The following is a 19620-nucleotide window of genomic DNA, read 5'->3' as shown; positions in this document are numbered from 1 at the left end:
TCACCAAAGTGAAACTAAACAATCTAATTGGCGGTCTGGACGGGACTCGAACCCGCGACCTCCGCCGTGACAGGGCGGCATTCTAACCAACTGAACTACCAGACCAATATAATGGCGGAGACAGAGGGATTTGAACCCTCGCGCCAGTTTCCCGACCTACACCCTTAGCAGGGGCGCCTCTTCAGCCTCTTGAGTATGTCTCCGTCTATTGCTTAAACATAATATCATATGTAAAAAGTTTTTGCAATAATTTTAGCCAACTTTTTTTCTATAAAAACTTACTCCACCTGATAAAAAAGCAAATTATTTCGTTTAAATCAGTCTTATTTAAAAAATAATTTTTTTATTTTTTTTAAAGGAGCAGACCCTTGCTCCTTTTATCACACTAAAATAACATAACAATTATTCCAACACTAATTCCCAAAACAATTGCAAAAGTAACATCGCTCAAATAATGGACAAACAAATACAATCTTGAAAAAGCCATTAATGCAGCAAAAATCATGCAAATAAAGCCGACTCTAGGAAAAAAGAAACATACAGTCGTTGCGCATGCAAAGCTTGAAGTAGTATGTCCTGAAGGAAATGAATAATCACTCGGAACTGGAATCAACATTTCAACATCATGATATGTATGACATGGTCGCTTACGCCTTACAATCGACTTAATTGTCACTTGACCGATGACTGTTGCTAATATTAGCGCTGCCAGCATTTTTTGAGAAAGCAGCTGTGTTTTATCATTAAGACTTAAAAGTAAAATTAAAACAAGCCAAATCATTCCAAAATCACCAATTCCAGCAATAAACTTCATCGCACCACTAAAAAAACGATGATGATAAAACTGCGGAAAAAAGTGCGATGTTTTAACATCTATTTCTTTAATCTTCTGCAAAATTCGCATCATCTTCCTCCGCTTCTGTAATTAATAAATAAATCATTTTAACTATATAGACTATTATTACATTAAAAATAATGAACAATACTAATTTTACTGCCATTGTCGATAATAAACCATTACCCGCAATTAAACTAGAATAATCAGGAATAAAACTTAGTAGAGCATTTAAGCTGTTAAAAATAACCGCATATATGGATAAAACTAGATTAACATAAAAATCAATAATGCTTTTAATTATTCCAGCAACAATACCTGGTCTCTGAATAAAATCTTCAAAACCGATAAAAATTATTAATCCTAAAAATGATATCAGTCCCACCACGATAACAGTATAGACAAAATTAATAAAATAAGACAATAGTCCCCGTTTTTCTAATAATATTTCATCATTTGACTTTTCAAATAATTCTCCCTCTTCCAACTTAGTTCCAGAATTACCATTAATAATATCCATCAATTCATTAACGCGTTCAGGATCACATCCTATCGCTGTTCTTGTTTTTGAAAATTCATCATCCTGATATAAATTCTCTCTTTTAAAAACAGTATCGGCAATTTCGTTGTCAGTTTCTGAAACTTCTTCTGACTCTAAAACCTCTTCAATTGACTTTTCCAAAGTTGCAATACTTTGGGGATTAGAAAAATGTTCATCATCCACTGGCGCTACAATAACATCTTCATCTTCAAATAACGATGTATTGACGGTATCAGCTTCACGATTTGCAATTTCTCCCAAAAAATAATGATATGTATTGCGAACTAGTTCAATCAACTGCTGATCATTTTGATACTCTTCAAGCAGCTTAGCGTATGTTTTATCTAGTGTTTCAATATCCATATCACTAGACATCCCTAATAACGGCGAAAATATTTCCATTGTATCGTAACGTGCAAAAAGAAAAATATTAATAATTTCTAAATTATTTCTTGCAATTTTAAATACCCTTGGACCAATCGATTCTTGTACCAAGCATAAATCACTTAGATAAATTACATTGATTAAACATTGATTAGCTGCATAAAGAAGATTTGGATAGTTTGCAATTACAATTGCCTCACTTGGTTTGCAGTTCATTTGTTCAAGAGTTGTTTTTAAAACAGCAGTATCTGGTAATGGTAGATTATCGCTATCGCCGCCAATAACAAAATCAACTTTGTCATACAATCTTGTTAATTGTAAATATTGAATTGCACGTTTTGTTTTATGAGTTGAAACCACAGCAATTTTAATCTCTTTTTGTTTAAAAAATTGTAACAGTTCATCCGTTCCCTCTTTTTTTATTGTCTCAGGCTTTAACTTTGCATACTCGTATAAATCACGTTCAATCAACTTATTAATATCATCGGGATTAATATCTTTAGAAATTGGAAAATCATTATACATTGTTTTCATATTTCCAAGGGCTTCCTCGAAAATATCTTTAGTTAATTCAAAATTGTGAGTTTTACAAATCCTTTTAAAATAATTAAATCTAAGCCGATTTAGATCTAATAATCCTCCATCCAATGATAAAATAACTACTTTTATATTGTTAATAGTTTGTTTGTAGAACATTGCCAGATCACTCCATTCACCTAGTAATTATAGCATAGCTAATGTCATTTTTCATTAAATTTAACTTGCTTTTATGTTTAAATAGGTGTATTATAATATCTGTCCTCTCTCCTTAGCTCAGTTGGTAGAGCAACAGACTCTTAATCTGTGGGTCCACGGTTCGAGACCGTGAGGGGAGACCATTAATAAATTTCCGTAATTCTTATTTATATAAGTTTTACGGTTTTTTTATTATAAAATAAAAAACACTATGTCATGCATAGTGTTTAAAACATCGTCGCCATTAACAATACTGCGATTAGATTTTTTGCAGCATGTAAAATGATCGGAGCTATAATTGTTTGACGTTTTTCATATACGATTGAAAAAGATAAACCTGCCATCATATATGGAATCAATTTAATCCATTCACTCATATCACCAGCTAAAATATAGCTGTAAACATGTAACAAGCCAAATAGGAATGCTGAAATCAAATGAGCCCAAACCATATTTTTTTGTCGTAAACTGTTGAAAATCAGACCTCTAAATAACAACTCTTCAATAAATGGTGCAATAATTACTGATTGAAAAAACATTAATAGAAAATTAGATTGCACAAGAGTTTCCACTAATGTCTGGTTAGCTGCTTCGCCTGATTGAGGGGCTACAAGATTGACAATCAGTTCCCCTGCAATTGAAAATAAATATGCTAAACCAATCCCGATCGTAAGCACCCATATTATATTTTCCAAAAAGTCTTTTTTAAAAACAAGCCAGTTTTCTTTAATAAAACCCTTAAACACAATAATCAAAGGAATAGCAGTTGCAATTCCAATGAATAAATTAAAAAATGCATTTAAACTATTAGTTGAAAAATCATTAGCTATATATACTGTATATAGCTTCAAAAAATAATTAATTACAATTGGTGCAAAATAAAGATACCAGGGAAAAATCAATATGACCCCTATCGCCTTTTGCCTACTATTTAATTTAATTTTTTTTATCAAATTCAAATTAACACCTCGTTAAATATTATTTTTATCTTCTAAATCAATTTCTTCAAAAAATACTGCTAAACTAGTATTTAGTTCAGCACCAAACAAATAAGTAGTCAAAGCCGCCACGATAATATTCAAAATTAATGGAATCGGTAAAATCATCTCAACAACAGCAGAAAGTACTAATACTAAGATAGCCCATCCTAAATATGACAAATACAGCATAAATAAAGTTCGTTTATGTCCTTTCATTAAACGAGCTGATTCACTCATTGCCTTGGCACCGCGTATATTATATTTTTCTAATACAAAAGGTGTTAAAGCAAATACCAAACTATAAATAAACGCTACAATTGCAATAATGATGATACCAATAAAAAAGATTACTCCTAGTGTTCCTAATGCTTCAATTACAGTTGGATCATTTAAATATGCACTTACATTAGTAGAGTATACAGCAGCTTGCTCAATAATTGCTCCTAATTGAGAAAAAACATTACTGTCTACTGTAAATCTAGCAATTACGAATATGATTAATCCAAGCAGCATCATAATCACCAATAATAATATTTCTCTAATAAAATATGTGCCAAATAAATCTTTAAAACGTCTTAATCCGACTACCCCATCTTGTTCAATAGTGACCTCATCACCTTGTTCATTGACTGTTTTTAATGCAGTTACCACATTCCCATGACCAAAGGGCAACATTATAATAGTTACAATCAATGAAAGAAATGGTATCACCCCGCCAATTTCTGAACCAATATAATTAGCCAAAGTTGTTATTACACTAATAAACACAAATACTGTAACTATATTATTACGATTAACTAAAACACTTTTAGCCTTTAATTTAATATCACGAACATTCATCTTTCCTCTACCTCCATGGGGCTATTATAGCAAATATCTGACTCAAAAGGAAACTATTTAATATCCAAGCTTGTCTTAATTGCTTGATTGATCAGATTCATTACTTGGCTATCAATCATTCCAACTTTTTCTTTAATTCGCTGTTTATCAATCGTTCTAATTTGTTCTAGTAAAACTACACTCTTTTTTTCCAATGAACTGCAATCAACCATCACATGGGTTGGTAACGGATTTTTTGTTAATCGTGAAGAAATTGGCGCAATAATCACTGTTGTCGAATATCGATTGCCCTTATTATTTTGTAAAACAATCACAGGTCGATATCCTCCTTGTTCACTCCCCACTACCGGAGATAAATCAGCATAATAAATTTCCCCTCTATGTATCATATCTACAACTCCTTTAGTGCAGTATATGAATTAGAACTTTTTTTATTCTATGAAAATCTTTTTACTAATCGGATAATTATGATATGATATTTGCGTGGAGGTAAAAAGATGATAACAGCAGTAATTTTTGATATGGATGGTTTAATGATTGATAGTGAGAGAGTTACATTCGAGGGATATAAGCATGTATTAGCTAAACATAATTTAACATTATCATTAGAAGCCTATAAAACTCTTTTAGGAAAGCCTGTTAAAGCAGTCTATGAGCTTTTCCATAAAGATTATGGCGACGATTTTGATGTTGAGGAAACAATTAAAGCAGTTCATCAATATATGGCTGACTTATTTGAAAATGAAGGGGTTCCTTTAAAAGAAGGATTAATTGAGTTACTAAAGTATTTAAAAGAAAACGACTATAAAACAATTGTTGCAACCAGTTCACAGCGTCATCGTGTTGATCATATTTTAGAATTATCTGGTTTACAAAAATATTTTGATGATTCCATTTGTGGTGACGAAGTAACAAAAGGAAAACCTGATCCTGAAGTATTTTTAAAATCATGCCAAAAATTAGGAATTACGCCCGATGAAGCTCTGGTTCTCGAAGATTCTGAATCCGGAATTAACGCTGCCTATAGTGCAGGCATTAAAGTAATTTGTATTCCTGATTTAAAATACCCTGATCATAAGTTTGCGATAATGACTAATAAGATCATGGACAATTTATCAAATGTCCGTGATTATTTGGCGAATGAAAATCATTAAATAAACACCAAGAATTAATTCTTGGTGTTTATTAATTTATCGATAAACATAACAATTCTTTGTGTATTATGACCATCTTGATATTTAAAAAACATATCTCTAAATGCCTTAATATCATATTTTTTATTACCTTGCAAGGCTGCAATAACTTGCGTTTCATTATAACAGATTGCTCCGGGCATGACCCTTCGATAATCCACAAAACATCCTAATGTTTCAATATATTCATCTAAATCCGGAACAAAAAAACACATTGGTTTATTTAATAAGGAATAATCAAAGATAATTGATGAGAAATCAGAAATCAAGACATCACAAACTGCGAATAAATCATGAGTATTTTCATGATTCATATTAATCACTCTAGAATCGTCTGATAGCGTAGTTTTCAATAACAATGGGTGAAATTTAAAGATTATTACGTATTCTTCTCCCAGTGCATTTAAAACTGCTTGAGCATCAAAGTCAACTGTTTTAAAACCCTGATAAATATTTCCTCTAAAAGTCGGTGCATATAAAATAACCTTTTTTCCTTTTAGAATCGGATATCTACTATACATACGTGCTTTCGCTTGTGTTAAATAATATGGATCAACAAGATGATCCGCACGTGGCATTCCTGTAATAATAACGCCCTGCTCGGAAACGTTGAAAGCTTCTTGATAAGGCTGCTTCCAATAATCACTATTTGCAATCACATAGTCATAATTTTTAATAGGATATTCACGTTTGATAGCATTTCCAAACTTTTTGATTGCTCCAGTCGCATGCCATACCTGAATAACTTTAACGCCAGGTCGTTTAAAATTACTAATTACATAGTTATTGTCTGTAATCAAAACAACTTTAGAAGTATTAATTACATAAATTTGCTTAATACAGTTTAACATATACAAAAAATTGTTAATTAAACTTTTTTTATTATAATTTATTAATACCATTTTTAAACTATATTTGTTTTCTTTTTTTAACTCCTGATAAATAAGTTCAAGATCACTTTCAAGTTGATTCGACTCTAATGAAATAAAGGCTATTTGTCCTTGCTTGATTGAACATCTTAAAACAAATATATTGGCTATTTTTAAGATAATATTAATAATAATTTTCTTTATTCCCATCTCATCACCTACTTTAATAAAATTTCAATAACCCGTTTACTCGCATTGCCATCTTCATGATTATTAAACTGTTCATTAAATATTTGCAATCGATTATAGTCAAATTTTTCAGAGAAAATTTTTTGGATCAATTCATCCTCACTTTCAATAACATCGCCTGGTAAATCATGATAAATATCTAAATAAAAGCCTCTTAACTCATCACGATAAGTGTCTAAATCATACATAAAAAAATAAATTGGTCGTTTTAATATTGCATAATCAAAAAATACACTTGAATAATCTGTAACTAAGACATCGGCAATTAAATACAAGCTGCTAATATCTTCTTTAGGATCAATGTAGTAGACAAATTCTTTAACTGCCTCTAAATCAAAATCATTTACAATTAAATAATGGGGTTTAAAAATAACAATATAATCTGTACCTAGAATTTTTTGCCACTTTTTAAAGTCAACTTCTAATTTAAATGTATACCCTTTTAAATTATATGAATTGTCACGCCAAGTTGGCGCATATAAAATTATCTTCTTACCCTCAGGTAAATTTAATTTATCTTTTATTTTTTTTATATCATCAGAATTATAATTTGATAAAATATCATTTCGTGGATATCCCGTTTCAATCAAGCGCTCTCTCTCAATCGCAAAAGCACTTTGAAAGACTTCAGTTGTAAAAGCACTAGGACTAATCATATAATTATACTTACTTACATCATTATCGTAGGTTGAACGCATTTCTTCAACGCTCATTTCACTACGATAAAAGGTTGTTCCTTCTGGAACTTCAATATCATGTGCTAATTTTTTTAATGGTGTCCCATGCCATGTTTGTAAATAAACTTGGCTATCTTTTTTCAAAACATATTTTGGGAGCTTGCAATTAGCAATCCAATATTTACTACGCGCTAGATAGAAAAAATAAGCAATACTAAAATACTCAATAATTCTAGCATTTTCAATTTTTAATTTTTTTTGTTTATGATTTTTTATTGCATAAATGCAACGATAATCAGCATATTGTGAATGTTTTGAAAGATATTGGTGAATTGCCATTGGATTATCAGAATAACCGCGACCATGAAAAGAAATAAAAAGAATTGTTTTTTCCTGACAAGGAATAAATCGATATACGAATCGATATAAAATTCTGATTAACTTACCGAGTAGTTTCTTTAATATTTTCATTTACTTTCCTCCCATAAAAATAAGGGGTAAACCCCTTATTTAAAAACTGCTTCAACAACTCGCATAGCAGCATTCCCATCTTCCCATGAACAAAAACGTTCATAAAATTGTTCATAACGTTGTTGATATTCTTGATTCAAACTATTCAGATTCTTGATTTTATCAATAACTTCTTCAGTAGTATAAACCAATGGTCCTGGTAATTCTGTTTCCATATCAATATAAAAACCTCTTAATACATCACGATATTTATCTAAATCATACGTATAGAATAACATCGGCCTTTTTAAATTAGCATAGTCAAAAAACACACTAGAATAATCCGTAATACAAATATCACTAATTAAATAAATTTCTGTAATATCATCATACTTACTCAAATTATACGCAAACTCTTCTAGTCCCGTAACATCTAATGCATCAGCAATATAATGATGTGTTCTTAACAATACAACATATTCATCACCAAGCTGCTGCTTTAATAAATCTAAATCTAATTTCAATTTAAACTTATATTTACCATTTCCATAATACTCATCATCACGCCATGTCGGAGCATACAAAATAGTCTTTTTATCTAGAGGAATCCCTAATTTTTTCTTCAATTCTAAAGCTATTGCATCACGGTTTGGTAACGATAATAAATCATTTCTTGGATATCCTGTTTCCAGCATGTTACCATCGTACATAAAACAACTTTTGAAAATATCACTAGAGAATTTATTCGGTGCAATCAAATAATCCCATTCTTGTTTTTGACGATAAAATTGAGCTTTATAGGTCGGCGAAGCAGCAGTAACCTCTTCTTGATCAAACGCTAAACGTTTCAGTGGCGTTCCGTGCCACGTTTCTAAAAAAACTTGTTCCTCCCGCTTTCTAAACCATAATGGCTGACGAATATTAAAAACAAAATATTTAGAAACGCCTAAATAATAAGCATATTCCCTTGTGAATCTTTTGACAATCTTACCTTCGTAAGGCAATTTTTCTTTAGGATCATTTAATACCCAAATAAACTTATATTTACCTGGATAATTCTTCGCCAAATATTCATAAATATATTTAGGTGAATCTGCATAACTTTTTCCCATAAAAGTTTCAAACATAACCGTATTTTCTTCAAGCGGTTTATTAATATATTTATGACGATATAAATATTTATTCATCTCGTTTTTATTTTTTAAGATCTTTTTAAACTTTATTTTTGCTAAATGCCGGCTTACAGTCTTCTTTGCTAACTCAAGATCACCATTTAGACCAGCTTTGATCATTTTTTTACTATAACGAGAACTTTTATTCAATAAACGAGGATGAATATTTTTTAATATTTCTCCCATTGCTTTAAATCGTTCGTTACGCCAAATATCATCTTTACTGCGCCGAATCTTTCGTGCAAAAAACTTTGTGTAATATCTAAGCATTTTCGAATCTAAATAATAACGAATATAACTATCTGGAGCTACTAAAGAAGCACTATAGCGATAAGCCATCAAAAATTCATCAAATTTATTTTCAGAATCTTTTATTTGTGATAAAGCAGGTGTATTGATTGGATCATTATGTTTTCTTTTAACAAAAATTGCTTGTTCAACACGATCAAAACTCTTTGCGTAATTAACTAATTGGATTACAAAAGGAACATCAGTGTAATAGAAAAAATCTTCGTTAAAACGAATTTGATGCTCATCAATCAGTTTCTTTTTTATTAAAACATTTAAGACAGAAATATTACGAATAGCATGTCGGCTCCGAATTAAAACATCTACCATATATTCATCAACATTATTTTGGTCATATACTTTTTCAATAAATTTATCATCATAATCATGATCTTTATCTTTTAAGTTTAATTCATTATTTTTTTCATCACCCATGGTCTCAAAAACTTTCTTTTTGAACCATGTAAAGCGTCTAATTCCTGCAACTAAATCTAAATCATTTTGATTAGCACAAGTAATTAATAATTTTAAAGTATTTGGCATCAAATAATCATCACAATCAATAAAATAGATATATTCACCACTTGCCTGTTCTAAGCCAATATTTCTTTTTTTAGCAACACTAGAATTTTCTCCAGCTTCAAGGATTTTTAAATTAATATCATACGCTTTGATATCTTGATCAATCTCTTTTTTATTATTTACAACAAGTAAAGTTTCATAATCATTTAACCGCTGTTCATAAACACTTTCTAGACAATCATGTAAATACTGTTTGTAACGATCGTAAGGGATAATTATACTAAGTTTCATCTTTACACCTATTTATGTAGATCGTCCTTAATTTTTGTTGTTGAAATACCATCAGTTCTTGGTAAATAGACAACTTCACAGTAATCCTTTAAAAAATCAAATTTACCTTCCCAATCATCACCCATTACAAATACATCTACATCATGTTCTTGAACATCTTTAATTTTTTGATCCCAAGATTCCTCAAAAATAACTTCATCAACGTATCTAATCGCCTCTAAAATCAATTTTCGATCATGATCACTATGATATGCCTTTTTCCCCTTCTGCGCATTAAATGCATCACTACTTACCGCAACAATCAAGTAATCACCCAGCGCTTTTGCTCTTTTAATAATATTCAAATGACCTACATGAAATAAATCAAATGTTCCGTATGTAATAACCTTCTTCATTATTTTCACCTATCCTTTTATCCGATCTAAAACTTTTTCCCAAAATCCAATTTGAGGATTTTGAACAATTCGTTTTTTAAATTTATTATCTCTTATTTTAGCCTTTTCTTTGTTCGTTAAACTGTTATAGTAATCAACATATTCACCATAATGATCACATACTTCCCCGACTTCACCATATTCTTTTAACATTCCTCCCTCAATCCACATTGCTGTTTGACAAAAATTTCGAACTTGAGGCAATGAATGTGAAATAAATATAATCGTTTTACCTTCATCTTTTAATTCATTCATTTTATTTATGCACTTTTGTGCAAAACCTTTATCACCTACCGATAAAGCTTCATCAACGATAATAATATCTGGATTTAAATATAAAGAGATTGAAAAACCAAGTCGTGATTTCATCCCGCTAGAATATTTTTTTACAGGTTGATATAAAAAATCTCCTAGCTCCGCAAATTCAATAACACCATCAATAATCTCCTGAATCTGCTTTTTTGATAGTCCTAATAAAGCACCTTTAACATTAATGTTTTCTAAACCTGTTAGCTGTTTATTTAAACCGGTATTAATAGCAACCAATGATTGTTCACCATTAATATGCATGACACCCTCATCGATTTCGCTAATTCCCGCCAAGATAAGTGACAGAGTTGATTTTCCTGAGCCATTAGTTCCTAAAATCCCTACTACTTCCCCTTGTGGGATTTCAAAACTAATATTTTTTAAAGCATAAAATCTTTTTGTTTCACTACTTTTAGTATTACCATCATTTTTCTTTTTCAATTTATATATTTTTGAAACATTTTCAAATTTAATTGCGTAATTTTCCATTTCTACCACCTAGATCATATCAATAAATTTATGTTTGAATTTATACATCATATAACAGCCAACAACAAACAGTATTCCAGTAATCCCCCAGAAAGCCAGCATTTGTTTCCAATAATGCATAAATCCAAGGTGATATAAAAAACAATCTCGATACCCACATACAATATAATAGATTGGATTGATTTTCATGACAAAACGAATAATATCAAACAATAACGTCTGTTCACTAAAACGAGAAATCGGCCATAAAATAGGTGTTAAATATAAAATCAAACGCATACACGCTAAAATCAACTTACGAGTATCTCGAGCAATCATATTAAGCACAGATGTAATCATCGCTAAACTCACAGCAAAACAGCAGGCCGCAAAGCAATAATATATAATTCCCAACCACTCGATTGATGGATAGACACCTTGAGTACAATAAAAAATAATCATTAAAAGCAATATACAGGCATGATTAAATAATTCCTTTAAAACTACCGTAGCTGGTAAAACACTAACTGGAAATTTCATTTTAGTAATTACACCCGTCTTTGAAAAAATGGCATTAGCCCCTTGAGTAATACAAGGATTAATAAAAAACCAAACAACCATTCCCGCCAACATCCATTGAATAAAAGGAATTCCATCTACATCTTTACGATTCATTACTAAACCAAAAACAAAATAATATGTTAAAATTTGAATTAATGGATTAGCAAAATTCCAAAAAATCCCCAAACGGGAATCACGAATATCAGATAATAATTCATATTTCGAAATTGAATATATTCTAAATAAATTTGTGAAATTCTCTTTTAGAACATATTTAATACTTTTTAGCATTTTCTACCTCCAAAGCTACTTTTATTTACAACAATAGCATTATAATTATAGCACAATGATAATGCAATTAAAATATCTTTATTTTAGGGGGAAAATATAAAAAAAGAAGGTGTTTTTACCTTCTATTTACTCATCCAGCTTTCGTCACTTGGATCTTTTTTCCAAGCCTTTAATTTTTCCATATCAGCTTCTTTAATATAGTCATTTTCTTTTGCTACACCGATCAATGTATCATAATCAGTCAATGTTACATATTTACATTCAGCCGCTTCAAAATTAATTGTTGCTTTTGGTAATCCATATGTGAAAATAGCAATCATTCCAATTACTTCGCAACCGGCTTTTTTTAGCGCTTCAACGCATTCTAATGAACTCCCCCCCGTTGAAATCAGGTCTTCTACCACAACAACTTTCATGCCGGGTTCTACTTTTCCTTCGATCCGATTGTTACGACCATGGCTTTTTGCCCCACCACGGACATATCCCATTGGTAATTCCAAAATATCTGCCACTAATGCAGCATGAGCAATTCCCGCAGTAGCTGTTCCCATTAAGCATTCTGCTTCTGGAAAATTTTCTTGAACTAATTTAGCTAGCCCAGTTTCTACATCTTTACGAACTTTTGGATATGATAATGTTAAACGATTATCACAATAAATCGGTGATTTAATTCCACTAGCCCATGTAAATGGTTCATTTGGTCTTAAAAAAACCGCTTGAATATCTAATAAATCTTTAGCAATTAATTCTTTCATTATTCTTCTCCTCTACCCTTGAAAATCTTGATATACTTTTTTATATGTTGCGTATGGATCAGCAGATCCAGTAATCGTTCTACCTACTACGATATAACTAGATGTTAATTCGCGTGCCATCGCCGGAGTAGTAACCCGTTTTTGATCATTTACGCTATCATCAGCTAAACGAATTCCTGGCGTTACTGTTATGAATTCCATTCCTAAATTATCATGAATCACTTTAGATTCTAATGGTGAACAAACAACACCATCAAGTCCTGCTTCTTTAGCATTAGTAGCCCACTTTAAAACGACATTTTCTAATGTATCGTTAATTAAAAGCTCGTTATCTAGCACTTCTTGATCAAGTGACGTTAAACATGTAACGGCGATACATAAAGGTCGTTTATCACCTGTCTTGCCTGCTTCTAATCCTTCAATTGCAGCTTTCATCATTGCGATACTTCCTGAAGCATGAACATTGACCATATCTACTTCTAATTTTGCTAGTTGCTTCATTGCACTTTTTACAGTATTAGGAATATCATGTAATTTTAAATCTAAAAAAATGTTATGTCCCATTTCTTTAATCATTTTGATGATTTCAATACCTTCACCATAAAATAGTTCCATTCCAACTTTTACATATAGTTTTTCATCATTGAATTTTTCCAAAAATTCTTTTACTTCTGCCTTATTTTGAAAATCCAAGGCAATACAAATTCTACTATCTGTCATACATACCTCCACATTAATTTGATTATATCAAATTATCAAAATTAATACATTATTAAATTAATTTTTTATGCAAATACTTTTTTCAATTTTATATGATTTTTTCTTAGGGTTATCCGGAATATCATTTTAATTATTTTAATTTAAACCAATAAAAAATAATTTTCTTACCATTTTATAAATAATTATAATTGCTATCAACCTGTGCGCTCGTTCTTTAAACAGGATGGCAAAACTGTCGTTTTAAACCAGCAATTAATAATCTAACGAAGAATCAAATTCAAAAAAAAGTATATCCTAACTTCTGCATAGTTAAGATATACCAGTTTAATCCCGTAGGGATTATCCCATACGGTTATATACCGTCCTCTATAATGTGCATTTTAGAACCATTTTTTTATTTATGTTTAATTTTTAGCAGAAATTTAGCAGTTGATATTTATATTTAAATACTAGACTTTAAAAAAGTATTTGTATTTTTTCTAAATAATGTATTGTCCTTTGACATATCCATATAACCTCCTTTAGTATCTTAGTGTACAAAACACTTTTATTCAACACAATCTTGAGTATTCATTGCTTTTTTTATTATAATACTAATGAGGTGTTAAATATGAATTTAAAGGACAGAAAACTGCAAGAAGCAAAAACAAAATTAAAGGTACTGGAAGAAAAACTGAAACTTTTAGAAATATCTGACATACCAAATAAAGATGAAATGATCATTAATTGCAAGCATGATATTGAAAAACAAAAAAGAATTATAAGCCATACCACAAGTTATCTAGAATAAATATGTAAGTTACTAATAGCTACAATGCTTAAAGGAGCGCTCTAATCGAACACTCCTTTATCACTATAACTCTCTATTTTTTTGATTAATCTTCCACTTCGATTGCTTCTACAGGGCAAGATTCAGCAGCTTCTTTAGCTGAATCGACATCATCACCAATAACAGATGATAACCCTTCATCATTCATTTCAAAAACATCTGGTGCAACACCTACACAAGTTCCACACCCAATACAAGATTCATTTACTGTAATTTTAGCCATTGTAAATCCTCCTTTATGTGTTTACTATATAATAAATAACTATATTTTACAATATGTTTTTCCATACTAAAAAGTATTACTTATTCAATCAAATATTGAGTATTAAGTATATGAGTTGATAAAAAATGACAAATAACTATAATTGATATTGTACAATTATTGATCCCCACTATAATTCCAATAGTTGTATAATAGGGTATGGTCCTCCTTTCCCCTTAGCCATACCCAACCAAGAGCACAAAAAAGATATCTCCTCGATAGAGCCTTGTGCTCTTTTATTTAAAAGTTTAATACATTTGCATATTTTGTATAATGTAGTAGAATAGATTGCGTACAAATATTATTTTTGTACAATAGAATATTGTTCCTCTCCCATTAACAATATTCGAAAGTATACAAAGAGTACAAGTTCACCTCTCCCGTTTTGGGCTTGTTCTCTTTTTTGTTAGCTAAAAAAAACAATATTGTGCAACATAATAAATTAATATATACTAAGATTATAGTATGGTAATTGTAAATACCATGCTTCCAGCATAATTAAAATTATGCTAAAGAAAACACAGCGTTCCATTCCCATGTCGCTGTGTTTTTCTTTTTACAATAAAAGATGTACACCATCTATATATATTATACCTTTTAGAGTGTATTTAATTTATAAAAATTATGATTAAAATAATTATTAGTGAGCATAACATATATGTGTAATTATTAATACATCACACATTTTATTATAGATCCTTTGTTAAAATTCCACTGTATATTAAAAAGCTGATTTATTAATCAGTTTTTTAATTAATTCTAATAAAATATATTTAAATTTTGTACTGTACACTAATATAACTGCATATATATTAATGTATAATTTCTTAATTGTACAGCAAAATTAATTTTGCGTCATCTTTATACTCATCTTTAAAGATTGTTAAATTTGTTTTGCCATCTGTAAACAAAAAAGCCAGATAATAAAAAATCTGGCTTTTTTGCATATCTAAATTTTACTGTACGAAATTAATTCATTTTTAATATCGTCTATTGACTCCCTGATCATTCTCAATTCCTTAATTACTTTATCAAGATCCTTCCCTTCACTTTCTAGAATTTTTTTAGCGCGGTTGAGCATTTCTGCTAGTTCATCTAGCCTTTCCATACTAAATCTCCCCTTCTTATAAATTATAGCATATGATGTATATTGCTGTATGCTATAAATTTATAGACTATAAAGGACTCAAAGAATTAAAAGATTAGATTTTTAATTTATTTCATAACAAAAAGAACACCTTTCAAAGTGTTCTTACATGACTAAAACTTATCTAAATTAAAACTTGGTGGTACATCATTTGGATTAAAATTTTGACCATCCAAATCTGATAAATCAAAATATATTAAGGAATCCCTTGTGACTCCCCAATCTTTTTGTGATTCAGCAGAATCTTGAATCTTATTAAATGCCTGACGAAACATTGTATTATGAGCTTCTTCACGATTTAATAAGAAATCAATTGTTTCCCTAACACCACTGTCATCTATTTGACGATATAAATTTTGATAAACAACCTTTGCACGCTGTTCAGATGCTATATTAGACAAAATATCAGCGGCAAGATCGCCTGTTTCATTAACATATGCTGCAGTCCACAAATAACCAGATGCATTTGCCAGCATCGGGGTTAATCCTGTTAATACATGTGCCTCAACACTTCCAATATCTGCCTCGTTAGCATTTGGATTCTCTCCATTTAATAAATTTATCAATTGTGCAATCATTTCTAAATGAGATAACTCTTCCGTTGCAATATCCAAGAATAAATCTCTGATTTCTTTATCCTTAATACGAAAACTTTGAGCGAAATATTGCATCGCCGCCTTTAATTCTCCCTGTGGTCCACCCAACTGTTCCTGTAAAAGAGCTGCATAATTAGGGTTGGGACGATCTACTTTTACTGGACATAAATACCGACTTTCATATTTAAACATTACTTTCACCTCAAAATAAGTATTGTCCATATTTTTTATTTCTATACGGGAAAACCATTTTAATGTTTTATTTATCATAAATACTTTATTTTACTTAGTCTAATTTTCATTTATTTTTCCCTATCTATTAAAATAATTATCTTTTTATTCCAAAATCGTTCCACAATTTTTTTATTTGTAATCAAAAACACTTTACATACGTATATACGTATGTTATAATAATATTGTAAAGAAAGGAGGTAATTAAGTTGTGGATAAGAACAATTTAAAAGACTTACTCGATATTGTATATAAGCTAATTCAACTTGCAATCGCTTTAGCAACATATAATATCTACCGTAAGTCTCACAAGGGGAAGTAATTCCCCTTACCTATAATATATTATACCATAACTTAAAACAATATCTATGAAAAGTGAAAAAATTTTAAATCTCTTGATCGGTCTTATTCTAATAGATTCTATACCTGATTTGCTTGAATTCAACAACTCACTTTTAGGAATCGTAAAATTAATCATTAATATATTGACAGTTTTAATTTGTCTTTATATTTTAAAAGAGGTAAACAAGAATGAATGAACGGCCACAGGAAAAATACGACAAAAAAAATATGGCTTTTGTAAATGCCAAATACAAAAAAGAATTTGTACAGGAATTCAAGTCGGCTTGTAAATCTCTAGGAATCTCGCAAAGTGAAGTATTTCGCGAAGCAATGATCGAAACAATTGAAAAAGCAAAAAAACCTAACTCAAAAAAATGAGTTAGGTTTGATTTTTAAATATTTATTATTGATATATATTTTTTTACCATATCCAGAAGTGATTATACTATGAGATAGCCCCTTATGTATAAGGGTGTATTCTATTCGGGTATTTAATTTGCTACCATGAACATCTTCAGCACCGTGTTTTAGATAAACTTTATTCATAAGCATAAACACCCATCTGATTTTGGAGTTCTTCAGATAGCTCGTAGTATTTCTGGTATTGAGATTTATAATAATCTCTATCGCCTTGAGTATCCTGTAATTCTCGATTTGTTAACTCCAGCTTAATTTTTAGATTACGGGATACTTGTTTTTCTTGTACCAGGGCAATTCCTAATAGTAATGATAACAGCACTAGAATGGCTAAAATTGATACTTCTATGTGTTTCATATTGCTATACCTTTTTTAAATATTGCATAGAAACCCATCCGCTTGGACATTTTCCCCAACCATTTTGAATTTTAGAGATAGTTACACGTGTACCACGATCCAAAGCGCCATCCTTGTCTTTATCGTGATTTTTACCATCAGCGGTTAATTTGTTATGACCAACTGGTTTTCCGTTTGGGGCATCACGCACAATTAAATCAGAGGCAGTTACTTCATAAGTACCTAAAGTGTTTGATGTGTTATTAGAACTTACTTTTTCAGTATATTCTAATTTAACCCAACAAGCGCCAGTATATCCCCAACCATTTTGTTCTTTTGAAATGTTTAAGACTGTTCCTTTAGCATAAGCAGTAACTTTGCTTCCTGAAGTGCTTGGAGTAGAACGACCGTTCAATCCTGAGTTTGCAGTAACTTTAACCTTATAATTAACTGAAGATCCGCTAGAAACTCTTTCAGTATATTCAGCCGAAATCCATCCTTGACTGATATGTAACCATCCATTAGATTCTCTATCTACAGCAACTACAGTTCCTTTAGCTAATGCAGTTACTTTAGAAGCACTAGCAGAAGCAGCAGAACGAACATTTAATCCACTATTTGCAGTAATTCGTACTTGATAATTTACTGATGTTCCATTATCTGGTGTTGGTTGTGGTAATGGTTGAGCATTTCCGTCAAGATTAGCTTGTACCATGTTTAAAAATCTTTGCCACCCCATATCTAGTGTTCTATGTGGGCAATATTTATCAGCAAAATCTTGGTGTTTTTTAACTTTATCAATACCCCAGCCATGTGCTTTTAAACCATCTGCAATAAGTTTAGCGGCATTTTGTTCAGCTTTATTAAATCTATCGCCACCAGATTTAGAATAGCAAATTTCAACATGAATACCATATAAATTTCCTTGTCCTCTTTTACCATCACCAGAAGCAAAAGCACTTCTATTCTCAGGTAAACCTTGAATGGCTTCTACATCATCAACAGCCCAATGAAATGATACTTTGTTATTGTTCCCAATCATATATGAAACTTCATTTTTTGCTGGAGCATCATTATATGTGTTGTGTACAACGTAAAATTGTGGTGTTCTTTCATAAGGACACTTAATATCATATTTGCTTGAGCTTACTAAATTTTGTTTGATTTCCATTTTGTTTTTCCTCCTGAATTTAATTTAAAAGAGCGGAATCACTCCGCTCCGTTTTCTACTCTCAATGGAAGCTGCTGCACTTTGTTATATAATCTTTCTGCTGTTCCATTACCTCCTAAAGCCCTGTAGGGATTATAAAGGTAGTCCAGTTCCTTTAGATCATCAGCAGTAACATAACCGATTATCAGCAACCGCTCACAAAAACGAACGATACGTTCATGTAACATTGCACATAGCGCCTCTTCCATAACAATTTGTCTTTTAGTCTGGTCTAATTTCTCCTGCTCTCTTTTTTCTTCGAGTTTTTTTCGACTTTTCTTACTGTCTCTGGAATTAGTTACAAGATAACCAACTGCAGCAGTTAAGACAATAGACCATGTACTCATTAAAAATTCTTGCATCAGGATCTGTTACTCCTCTTTTTTATTTTCGATAATTCGAGTAAAAGCCTGATGCAATCCGGTACTAGCTAAACCGCATACTGCACCGGCTACAACTGTTTCTACTGTTACATTTCCGGATACGATGCAGTTTAATGCAGCACCCTCGAAAAACACAACTGTAGGAATCCATTTATTATCAACATCTTTTATCCATTTTTTAACAACATATCCAGTTGCTAGACATCCGGCCATTACGACCGGAACAAAATAATTTGAAATAAAACCTAAATCCATATTTTACCTTCTTTCCAGACGATTTTTATGCCATCCTGAGGCAATAT

The 19620-nt window shown here is 30.8% G+C and carries 23 protein-coding genes and 3 tRNA genes; 4 read left to right on the top strand and 22 right to left on the bottom strand.

The genetic code is table 11. The features are described from left to right. Nucleotides 1-28: 28 nt before the first annotated feature. The 4 genes from KTF99_RS05385 to KTF99_RS05370 all read right to left on the bottom strand — a co-directional run bounded on the left by KTF99_RS05385 (nt 29) and on the right by KTF99_RS05370 (nt 2456). Nucleotides 29-105, bottom strand: a tRNA-Asp gene (locus KTF99_RS05385). A gap of 7 nt (nt 106-112) precedes the next feature. Beyond that, nucleotides 113-203: transfer RNA gene (locus KTF99_RS05380), tRNA-Ser, on the bottom strand. 182 nt (nt 204-385) lie between these two features. Next, nucleotides 386-904, bottom strand: a complete 519-nt coding sequence (locus KTF99_RS05375; RefSeq protein ID WP_008791810.1) for a phosphatase PAP2 family protein — start codon at nt 902-904, stop codon at nt 386-388. Beyond that, the gene (locus KTF99_RS05370; protein WP_003538095.1) at nt 882-2456 is read right to left on the bottom strand and encodes an HAD hydrolase-like protein; all 1575 of its coding nucleotides are present in this window, start codon (nt 2454-2456) and stop codon (nt 882-884) included. Before KTF99_RS05370 ends, KTF99_RS05375 begins: the two co-directional genes overlap by 23 nt. A gap of 106 nt (nt 2457-2562) precedes the next feature. Between KTF99_RS05370 and KTF99_RS05365 the strand changes: the two genes are divergently transcribed. After that, nucleotides 2563-2638 (top strand) — tRNA-Lys (locus KTF99_RS05365). An 84-nt stretch (nt 2639-2722) separates the two neighbouring features. Here KTF99_RS05365 and KTF99_RS05360 read toward each other — a convergent pair. The 3 genes from KTF99_RS05360 to KTF99_RS05350 are packed head-to-tail and all read right to left on the bottom strand — an operon-like array spanning nt 2723 to nt 4704. Continuing rightward, on the bottom strand, nt 2723-3454 hold the full coding sequence (locus KTF99_RS05360; RefSeq protein ID WP_008791812.1) for a CPBP family intramembrane glutamic endopeptidase: 732 nt from the start codon (nt 3452-3454) through the stop codon (nt 2723-2725). Between the two features lie 12 nt (nt 3455-3466). Next, entirely contained in the window at nt 3467-4315 is an 849-nt protein-coding gene (locus KTF99_RS05355) for a DUF975 family protein (RefSeq protein ID WP_003538092.1), read from the bottom strand. Nucleotides 4316-4368: 53 nt separating this feature from the next. Beyond that, complete coding sequence (locus tag KTF99_RS05350) at nt 4369-4704, bottom strand: type II toxin-antitoxin system PemK/MazF family toxin (protein WP_003538091.1); 336 nt, start codon at nt 4702-4704, stop codon at nt 4369-4371. Nucleotides 4705-4812: 108 nt separating this feature from the next. Here KTF99_RS05350 and KTF99_RS05345 point away from each other — a divergent pair, with 108 nt between their 5' ends. After that, a complete protein-coding gene (locus KTF99_RS05345; RefSeq protein ID WP_003538090.1) occupies nt 4813-5469 on the top strand; it encodes an HAD family hydrolase in 657 nt (218 codons plus the stop codon). 14 nt (nt 5470-5483) lie between these two features. Here KTF99_RS05345 and KTF99_RS05340 read toward each other — a convergent pair whose 3' ends face one another. The 8 genes from KTF99_RS05340 to pyrF form a co-directional block, all read right to left on the bottom strand. Beyond that, nucleotides 5484-6587: a CDP-glycerol glycerophosphotransferase family protein gene (locus tag KTF99_RS05340; RefSeq protein WP_029479931.1), complete on the bottom strand. Its 1104-nt coding sequence runs from the start codon at nt 6585-6587 to the stop codon at nt 5484-5486. Nucleotides 6588-6595: 8 nt separating this feature from the next. Next, complete coding sequence (locus KTF99_RS05335; protein WP_003538088.1) at nt 6596-7774, bottom strand: CDP-glycerol glycerophosphotransferase family protein; 1179 nt, start codon at nt 7772-7774, stop codon at nt 6596-6598. Between the two features lie 35 nt (nt 7775-7809). Continuing rightward, nucleotides 7810-10026: a bifunctional glycosyltransferase/CDP-glycerol:glycerophosphate glycerophosphotransferase gene (locus KTF99_RS05330; RefSeq protein ID WP_003538086.1), complete on the bottom strand. Its 2217-nt coding sequence runs from the start codon at nt 10024-10026 to the stop codon at nt 7810-7812. An 8-nt stretch (nt 10027-10034) separates the two neighbouring features. Beyond that, nucleotides 10035-10421 (bottom strand): glycerol-3-phosphate cytidylyltransferase, encoded by a 387-nt coding sequence (tagD, locus tag KTF99_RS05325; RefSeq protein ID WP_008791813.1) that lies wholly within the window; start codon nt 10419-10421, stop codon nt 10035-10037. 9 nt (nt 10422-10430) lie between these two features. Then, nucleotides 10431-11258, bottom strand: a complete 828-nt coding sequence (locus KTF99_RS05320) for an ABC transporter ATP-binding protein (protein WP_008791814.1) — start codon at nt 11256-11258, stop codon at nt 10431-10433. 9 nt (nt 11259-11267) lie between these two features. Further along, nucleotides 11268-12089, bottom strand: coding sequence for an ABC transporter permease (locus KTF99_RS05315; protein ID WP_008791815.1), 822 nt, complete (start codon nt 12087-12089; stop codon nt 11268-11270). A gap of 122 nt (nt 12090-12211) precedes the next feature. After that, the gene (gene pyrE, locus KTF99_RS05310; protein WP_217215481.1) at nt 12212-12844 is read right to left on the bottom strand and encodes an orotate phosphoribosyltransferase; all 633 of its coding nucleotides are present in this window, start codon (nt 12842-12844) and stop codon (nt 12212-12214) included. Nucleotides 12845-12856: 12 nt separating this feature from the next. Then, nucleotides 12857-13564 carry an orotidine-5'-phosphate decarboxylase gene (pyrF, locus tag KTF99_RS05305; protein WP_003538080.1) on the bottom strand — a complete coding sequence of 236 codons (708 nt, stop codon included), beginning with the start codon at nt 13562-13564 and terminating at the stop codon, nt 12857-12859. A 610-nt stretch (nt 13565-14174) separates the two neighbouring features. On the opposite strand from pyrF, the gene KTF99_RS05300 reads away from it, so the two are divergent. Then, entirely contained in the window at nt 14175-14354 is a 180-nt protein-coding gene (locus KTF99_RS05300; protein ID WP_217215479.1) for a hypothetical protein, read from the top strand. Nucleotides 14355-14439: 85 nt separating this feature from the next. Here the strand turns inward: KTF99_RS05300 and KTF99_RS05295 are convergent, their stop codons facing one another. The 3 genes from KTF99_RS05295 to KTF99_RS05285 all read right to left on the bottom strand — a co-directional run bounded on the left by KTF99_RS05295 (nt 14440) and on the right by KTF99_RS05285 (nt 16590). After that, on the bottom strand, nt 14440-14616 hold the full coding sequence (locus KTF99_RS05295; protein ID WP_008792279.1) for a ferredoxin: 177 nt from the start codon (nt 14614-14616) through the stop codon (nt 14440-14442). A 988-nt stretch (nt 14617-15604) separates the two neighbouring features. Continuing rightward, nucleotides 15605-15763, bottom strand: coding sequence for a hypothetical protein (locus KTF99_RS05290; RefSeq protein WP_155854210.1), 159 nt, complete (start codon nt 15761-15763; stop codon nt 15605-15607). Between the two features lie 152 nt (nt 15764-15915). Next, entirely contained in the window at nt 15916-16590 is a 675-nt protein-coding gene (locus KTF99_RS05285; RefSeq protein ID WP_029479925.1) for a manganese catalase family protein, read from the bottom strand. 570 nt (nt 16591-17160) lie between these two features. Between KTF99_RS05285 and KTF99_RS05280 the strand changes: the two genes are divergently transcribed. Further along, the gene (locus KTF99_RS05280; RefSeq protein ID WP_009300136.1) at nt 17161-17349 is read left to right on the top strand and encodes a hypothetical protein; all 189 of its coding nucleotides are present in this window, start codon (nt 17161-17163) and stop codon (nt 17347-17349) included. 160 nt (nt 17350-17509) lie between these two features. Here KTF99_RS05280 and KTF99_RS05275 read toward each other — a convergent pair whose 3' ends face one another. From KTF99_RS05275 to KTF99_RS05260, 4 genes are read right to left on the bottom strand one after another with little or no spacing between them, the layout of a single operon-like run. Next, nucleotides 17510-17746: a hypothetical protein gene (locus KTF99_RS05275; protein ID WP_029479921.1), complete on the bottom strand. Its 237-nt coding sequence runs from the start codon at nt 17744-17746 to the stop codon at nt 17510-17512. 4 nt (nt 17747-17750) lie between these two features. Continuing rightward, a complete protein-coding gene (locus KTF99_RS05270) occupies nt 17751-18896 on the bottom strand; it encodes an SH3 domain-containing protein (protein ID WP_217215476.1) in 1146 nt (381 codons plus the stop codon). A 38-nt stretch (nt 18897-18934) separates the two neighbouring features. Continuing rightward, the gene (locus KTF99_RS05265) at nt 18935-19282 is read right to left on the bottom strand and encodes a hypothetical protein (protein WP_224209101.1); all 348 of its coding nucleotides are present in this window, start codon (nt 19280-19282) and stop codon (nt 18935-18937) included. Nucleotides 19283-19306: 24 nt separating this feature from the next. Then, nucleotides 19307-19573, bottom strand: coding sequence for a phage holin family protein (locus KTF99_RS05260; RefSeq protein WP_008791823.1), 267 nt, complete (start codon nt 19571-19573; stop codon nt 19307-19309). Between the last annotated feature and the right edge of the window lie 47 nt (nt 19574-19620).

Origin of the sequence: Erysipelatoclostridium sp. MSK.7.34 (assembly GCF_019041935.1) — a bacterium.
Lineage (GTDB): Bacteria > Bacillota_I > Bacilli_A > Erysipelotrichales > Coprobacillaceae > Thomasclavelia > Thomasclavelia ramosa.
Note: the sequence above shows the minus strand (reverse complement) of the source record. Positions and strands in the feature narration are given on the sequence as shown.

Excerpts from the sequence above, each read along its gene's own strand:
- KTF99_RS05275 (WP_029479921.1), bottom strand. The coding sequence starts at position 17,746 with ATGAAACACATAGAAGTATCAATTTTAGCCATTCTAGTGCTGTTATCA.
- KTF99_RS05280 (WP_009300136.1), top strand. The coding sequence starts at position 17,161 with ATGAATGAACGGCCACAGGAAAAATACGACAAAAAAAATATGGCTTTT.
- KTF99_RS05260 (WP_008791823.1), bottom strand. The coding sequence starts at position 19,573 with ATGGATTTAGGTTTTATTTCAAATTATTTTGTTCCGGTCGTAATGGCC.
- pyrE (WP_217215481.1), bottom strand. The coding sequence starts at position 12,844 with ATGAAAGAATTAATTGCTAAAGATTTATTAGATATTCAAGCGGTTTTT.
- KTF99_RS05295 (WP_008792279.1), bottom strand. The coding sequence starts at position 14,616 with ATGGCTAAAATTACAGTAAATGAATCTTGTATTGGGTGTGGAACTTGT.
- KTF99_RS05345 (WP_003538090.1), top strand. The coding sequence starts at position 4,813 with ATGATAACAGCAGTAATTTTTGATATGGATGGTTTAATGATTGATAGT.
- KTF99_RS05370 (WP_003538095.1), bottom strand. The coding sequence starts at position 2,456 with ATGTTCTACAAACAAACTATTAACAATATAAAAGTAGTTATTTTATCA.
- KTF99_RS05300 (WP_217215479.1), top strand. The coding sequence starts at position 14,175 with ATGAATTTAAAGGACAGAAAACTGCAAGAAGCAAAAACAAAATTAAAG.
- KTF99_RS05315 (WP_008791815.1), bottom strand. The coding sequence starts at position 12,089 with ATGCTAAAAAGTATTAAATATGTTCTAAAAGAGAATTTCACAAATTTA.
- pyrF (WP_003538080.1), bottom strand. The coding sequence starts at position 13,564 with ATGACAGATAGTAGAATTTGTATTGCCTTGGATTTTCAAAATAAGGCA.
- KTF99_RS05270 (WP_217215476.1), bottom strand. The coding sequence starts at position 18,896 with ATGGAAATCAAACAAAATTTAGTAAGCTCAAGCAAATATGATATTAAG.
- KTF99_RS05265 (WP_224209101.1), bottom strand. The coding sequence starts at position 19,282 with ATGAGTACATGGTCTATTGTCTTAACTGCTGCAGTTGGTTATCTTGTA.
- KTF99_RS05335 (WP_003538088.1), bottom strand. The coding sequence starts at position 7,774 with ATGAAAATATTAAAGAAACTACTCGGTAAGTTAATCAGAATTTTATAT.
- KTF99_RS05355 (WP_003538092.1), bottom strand. The coding sequence starts at position 4,315 with ATGAATGTTCGTGATATTAAATTAAAGGCTAAAAGTGTTTTAGTTAAT.
- KTF99_RS05290 (WP_155854210.1), bottom strand. The coding sequence starts at position 15,763 with ATGGAAAGGCTAGATGAACTAGCAGAAATGCTCAACCGCGCTAAAAAA.
- tagD (WP_008791813.1), bottom strand. The coding sequence starts at position 10,421 with ATGAAGAAGGTTATTACATACGGAACATTTGATTTATTTCATGTAGGT.
- KTF99_RS05320 (WP_008791814.1), bottom strand. The coding sequence starts at position 11,258 with ATGGAAAATTACGCAATTAAATTTGAAAATGTTTCAAAAATATATAAA.
- KTF99_RS05350 (WP_003538091.1), bottom strand. The coding sequence starts at position 4,704 with ATGATACATAGAGGGGAAATTTATTATGCTGATTTATCTCCGGTAGTG.
- KTF99_RS05330 (WP_003538086.1), bottom strand. The coding sequence starts at position 10,026 with ATGAAACTTAGTATAATTATCCCTTACGATCGTTACAAACAGTATTTA.
- KTF99_RS05375 (WP_008791810.1), bottom strand. The coding sequence starts at position 904 with ATGCGAATTTTGCAGAAGATTAAAGAAATAGATGTTAAAACATCGCAC.
- KTF99_RS05340 (WP_029479931.1), bottom strand. The coding sequence starts at position 6,587 with ATGGGAATAAAGAAAATTATTATTAATATTATCTTAAAAATAGCCAAT.
- KTF99_RS05285 (WP_029479925.1), bottom strand. The coding sequence starts at position 16,590 with ATGTTTAAATATGAAAGTCGGTATTTATGTCCAGTAAAAGTAGATCGT.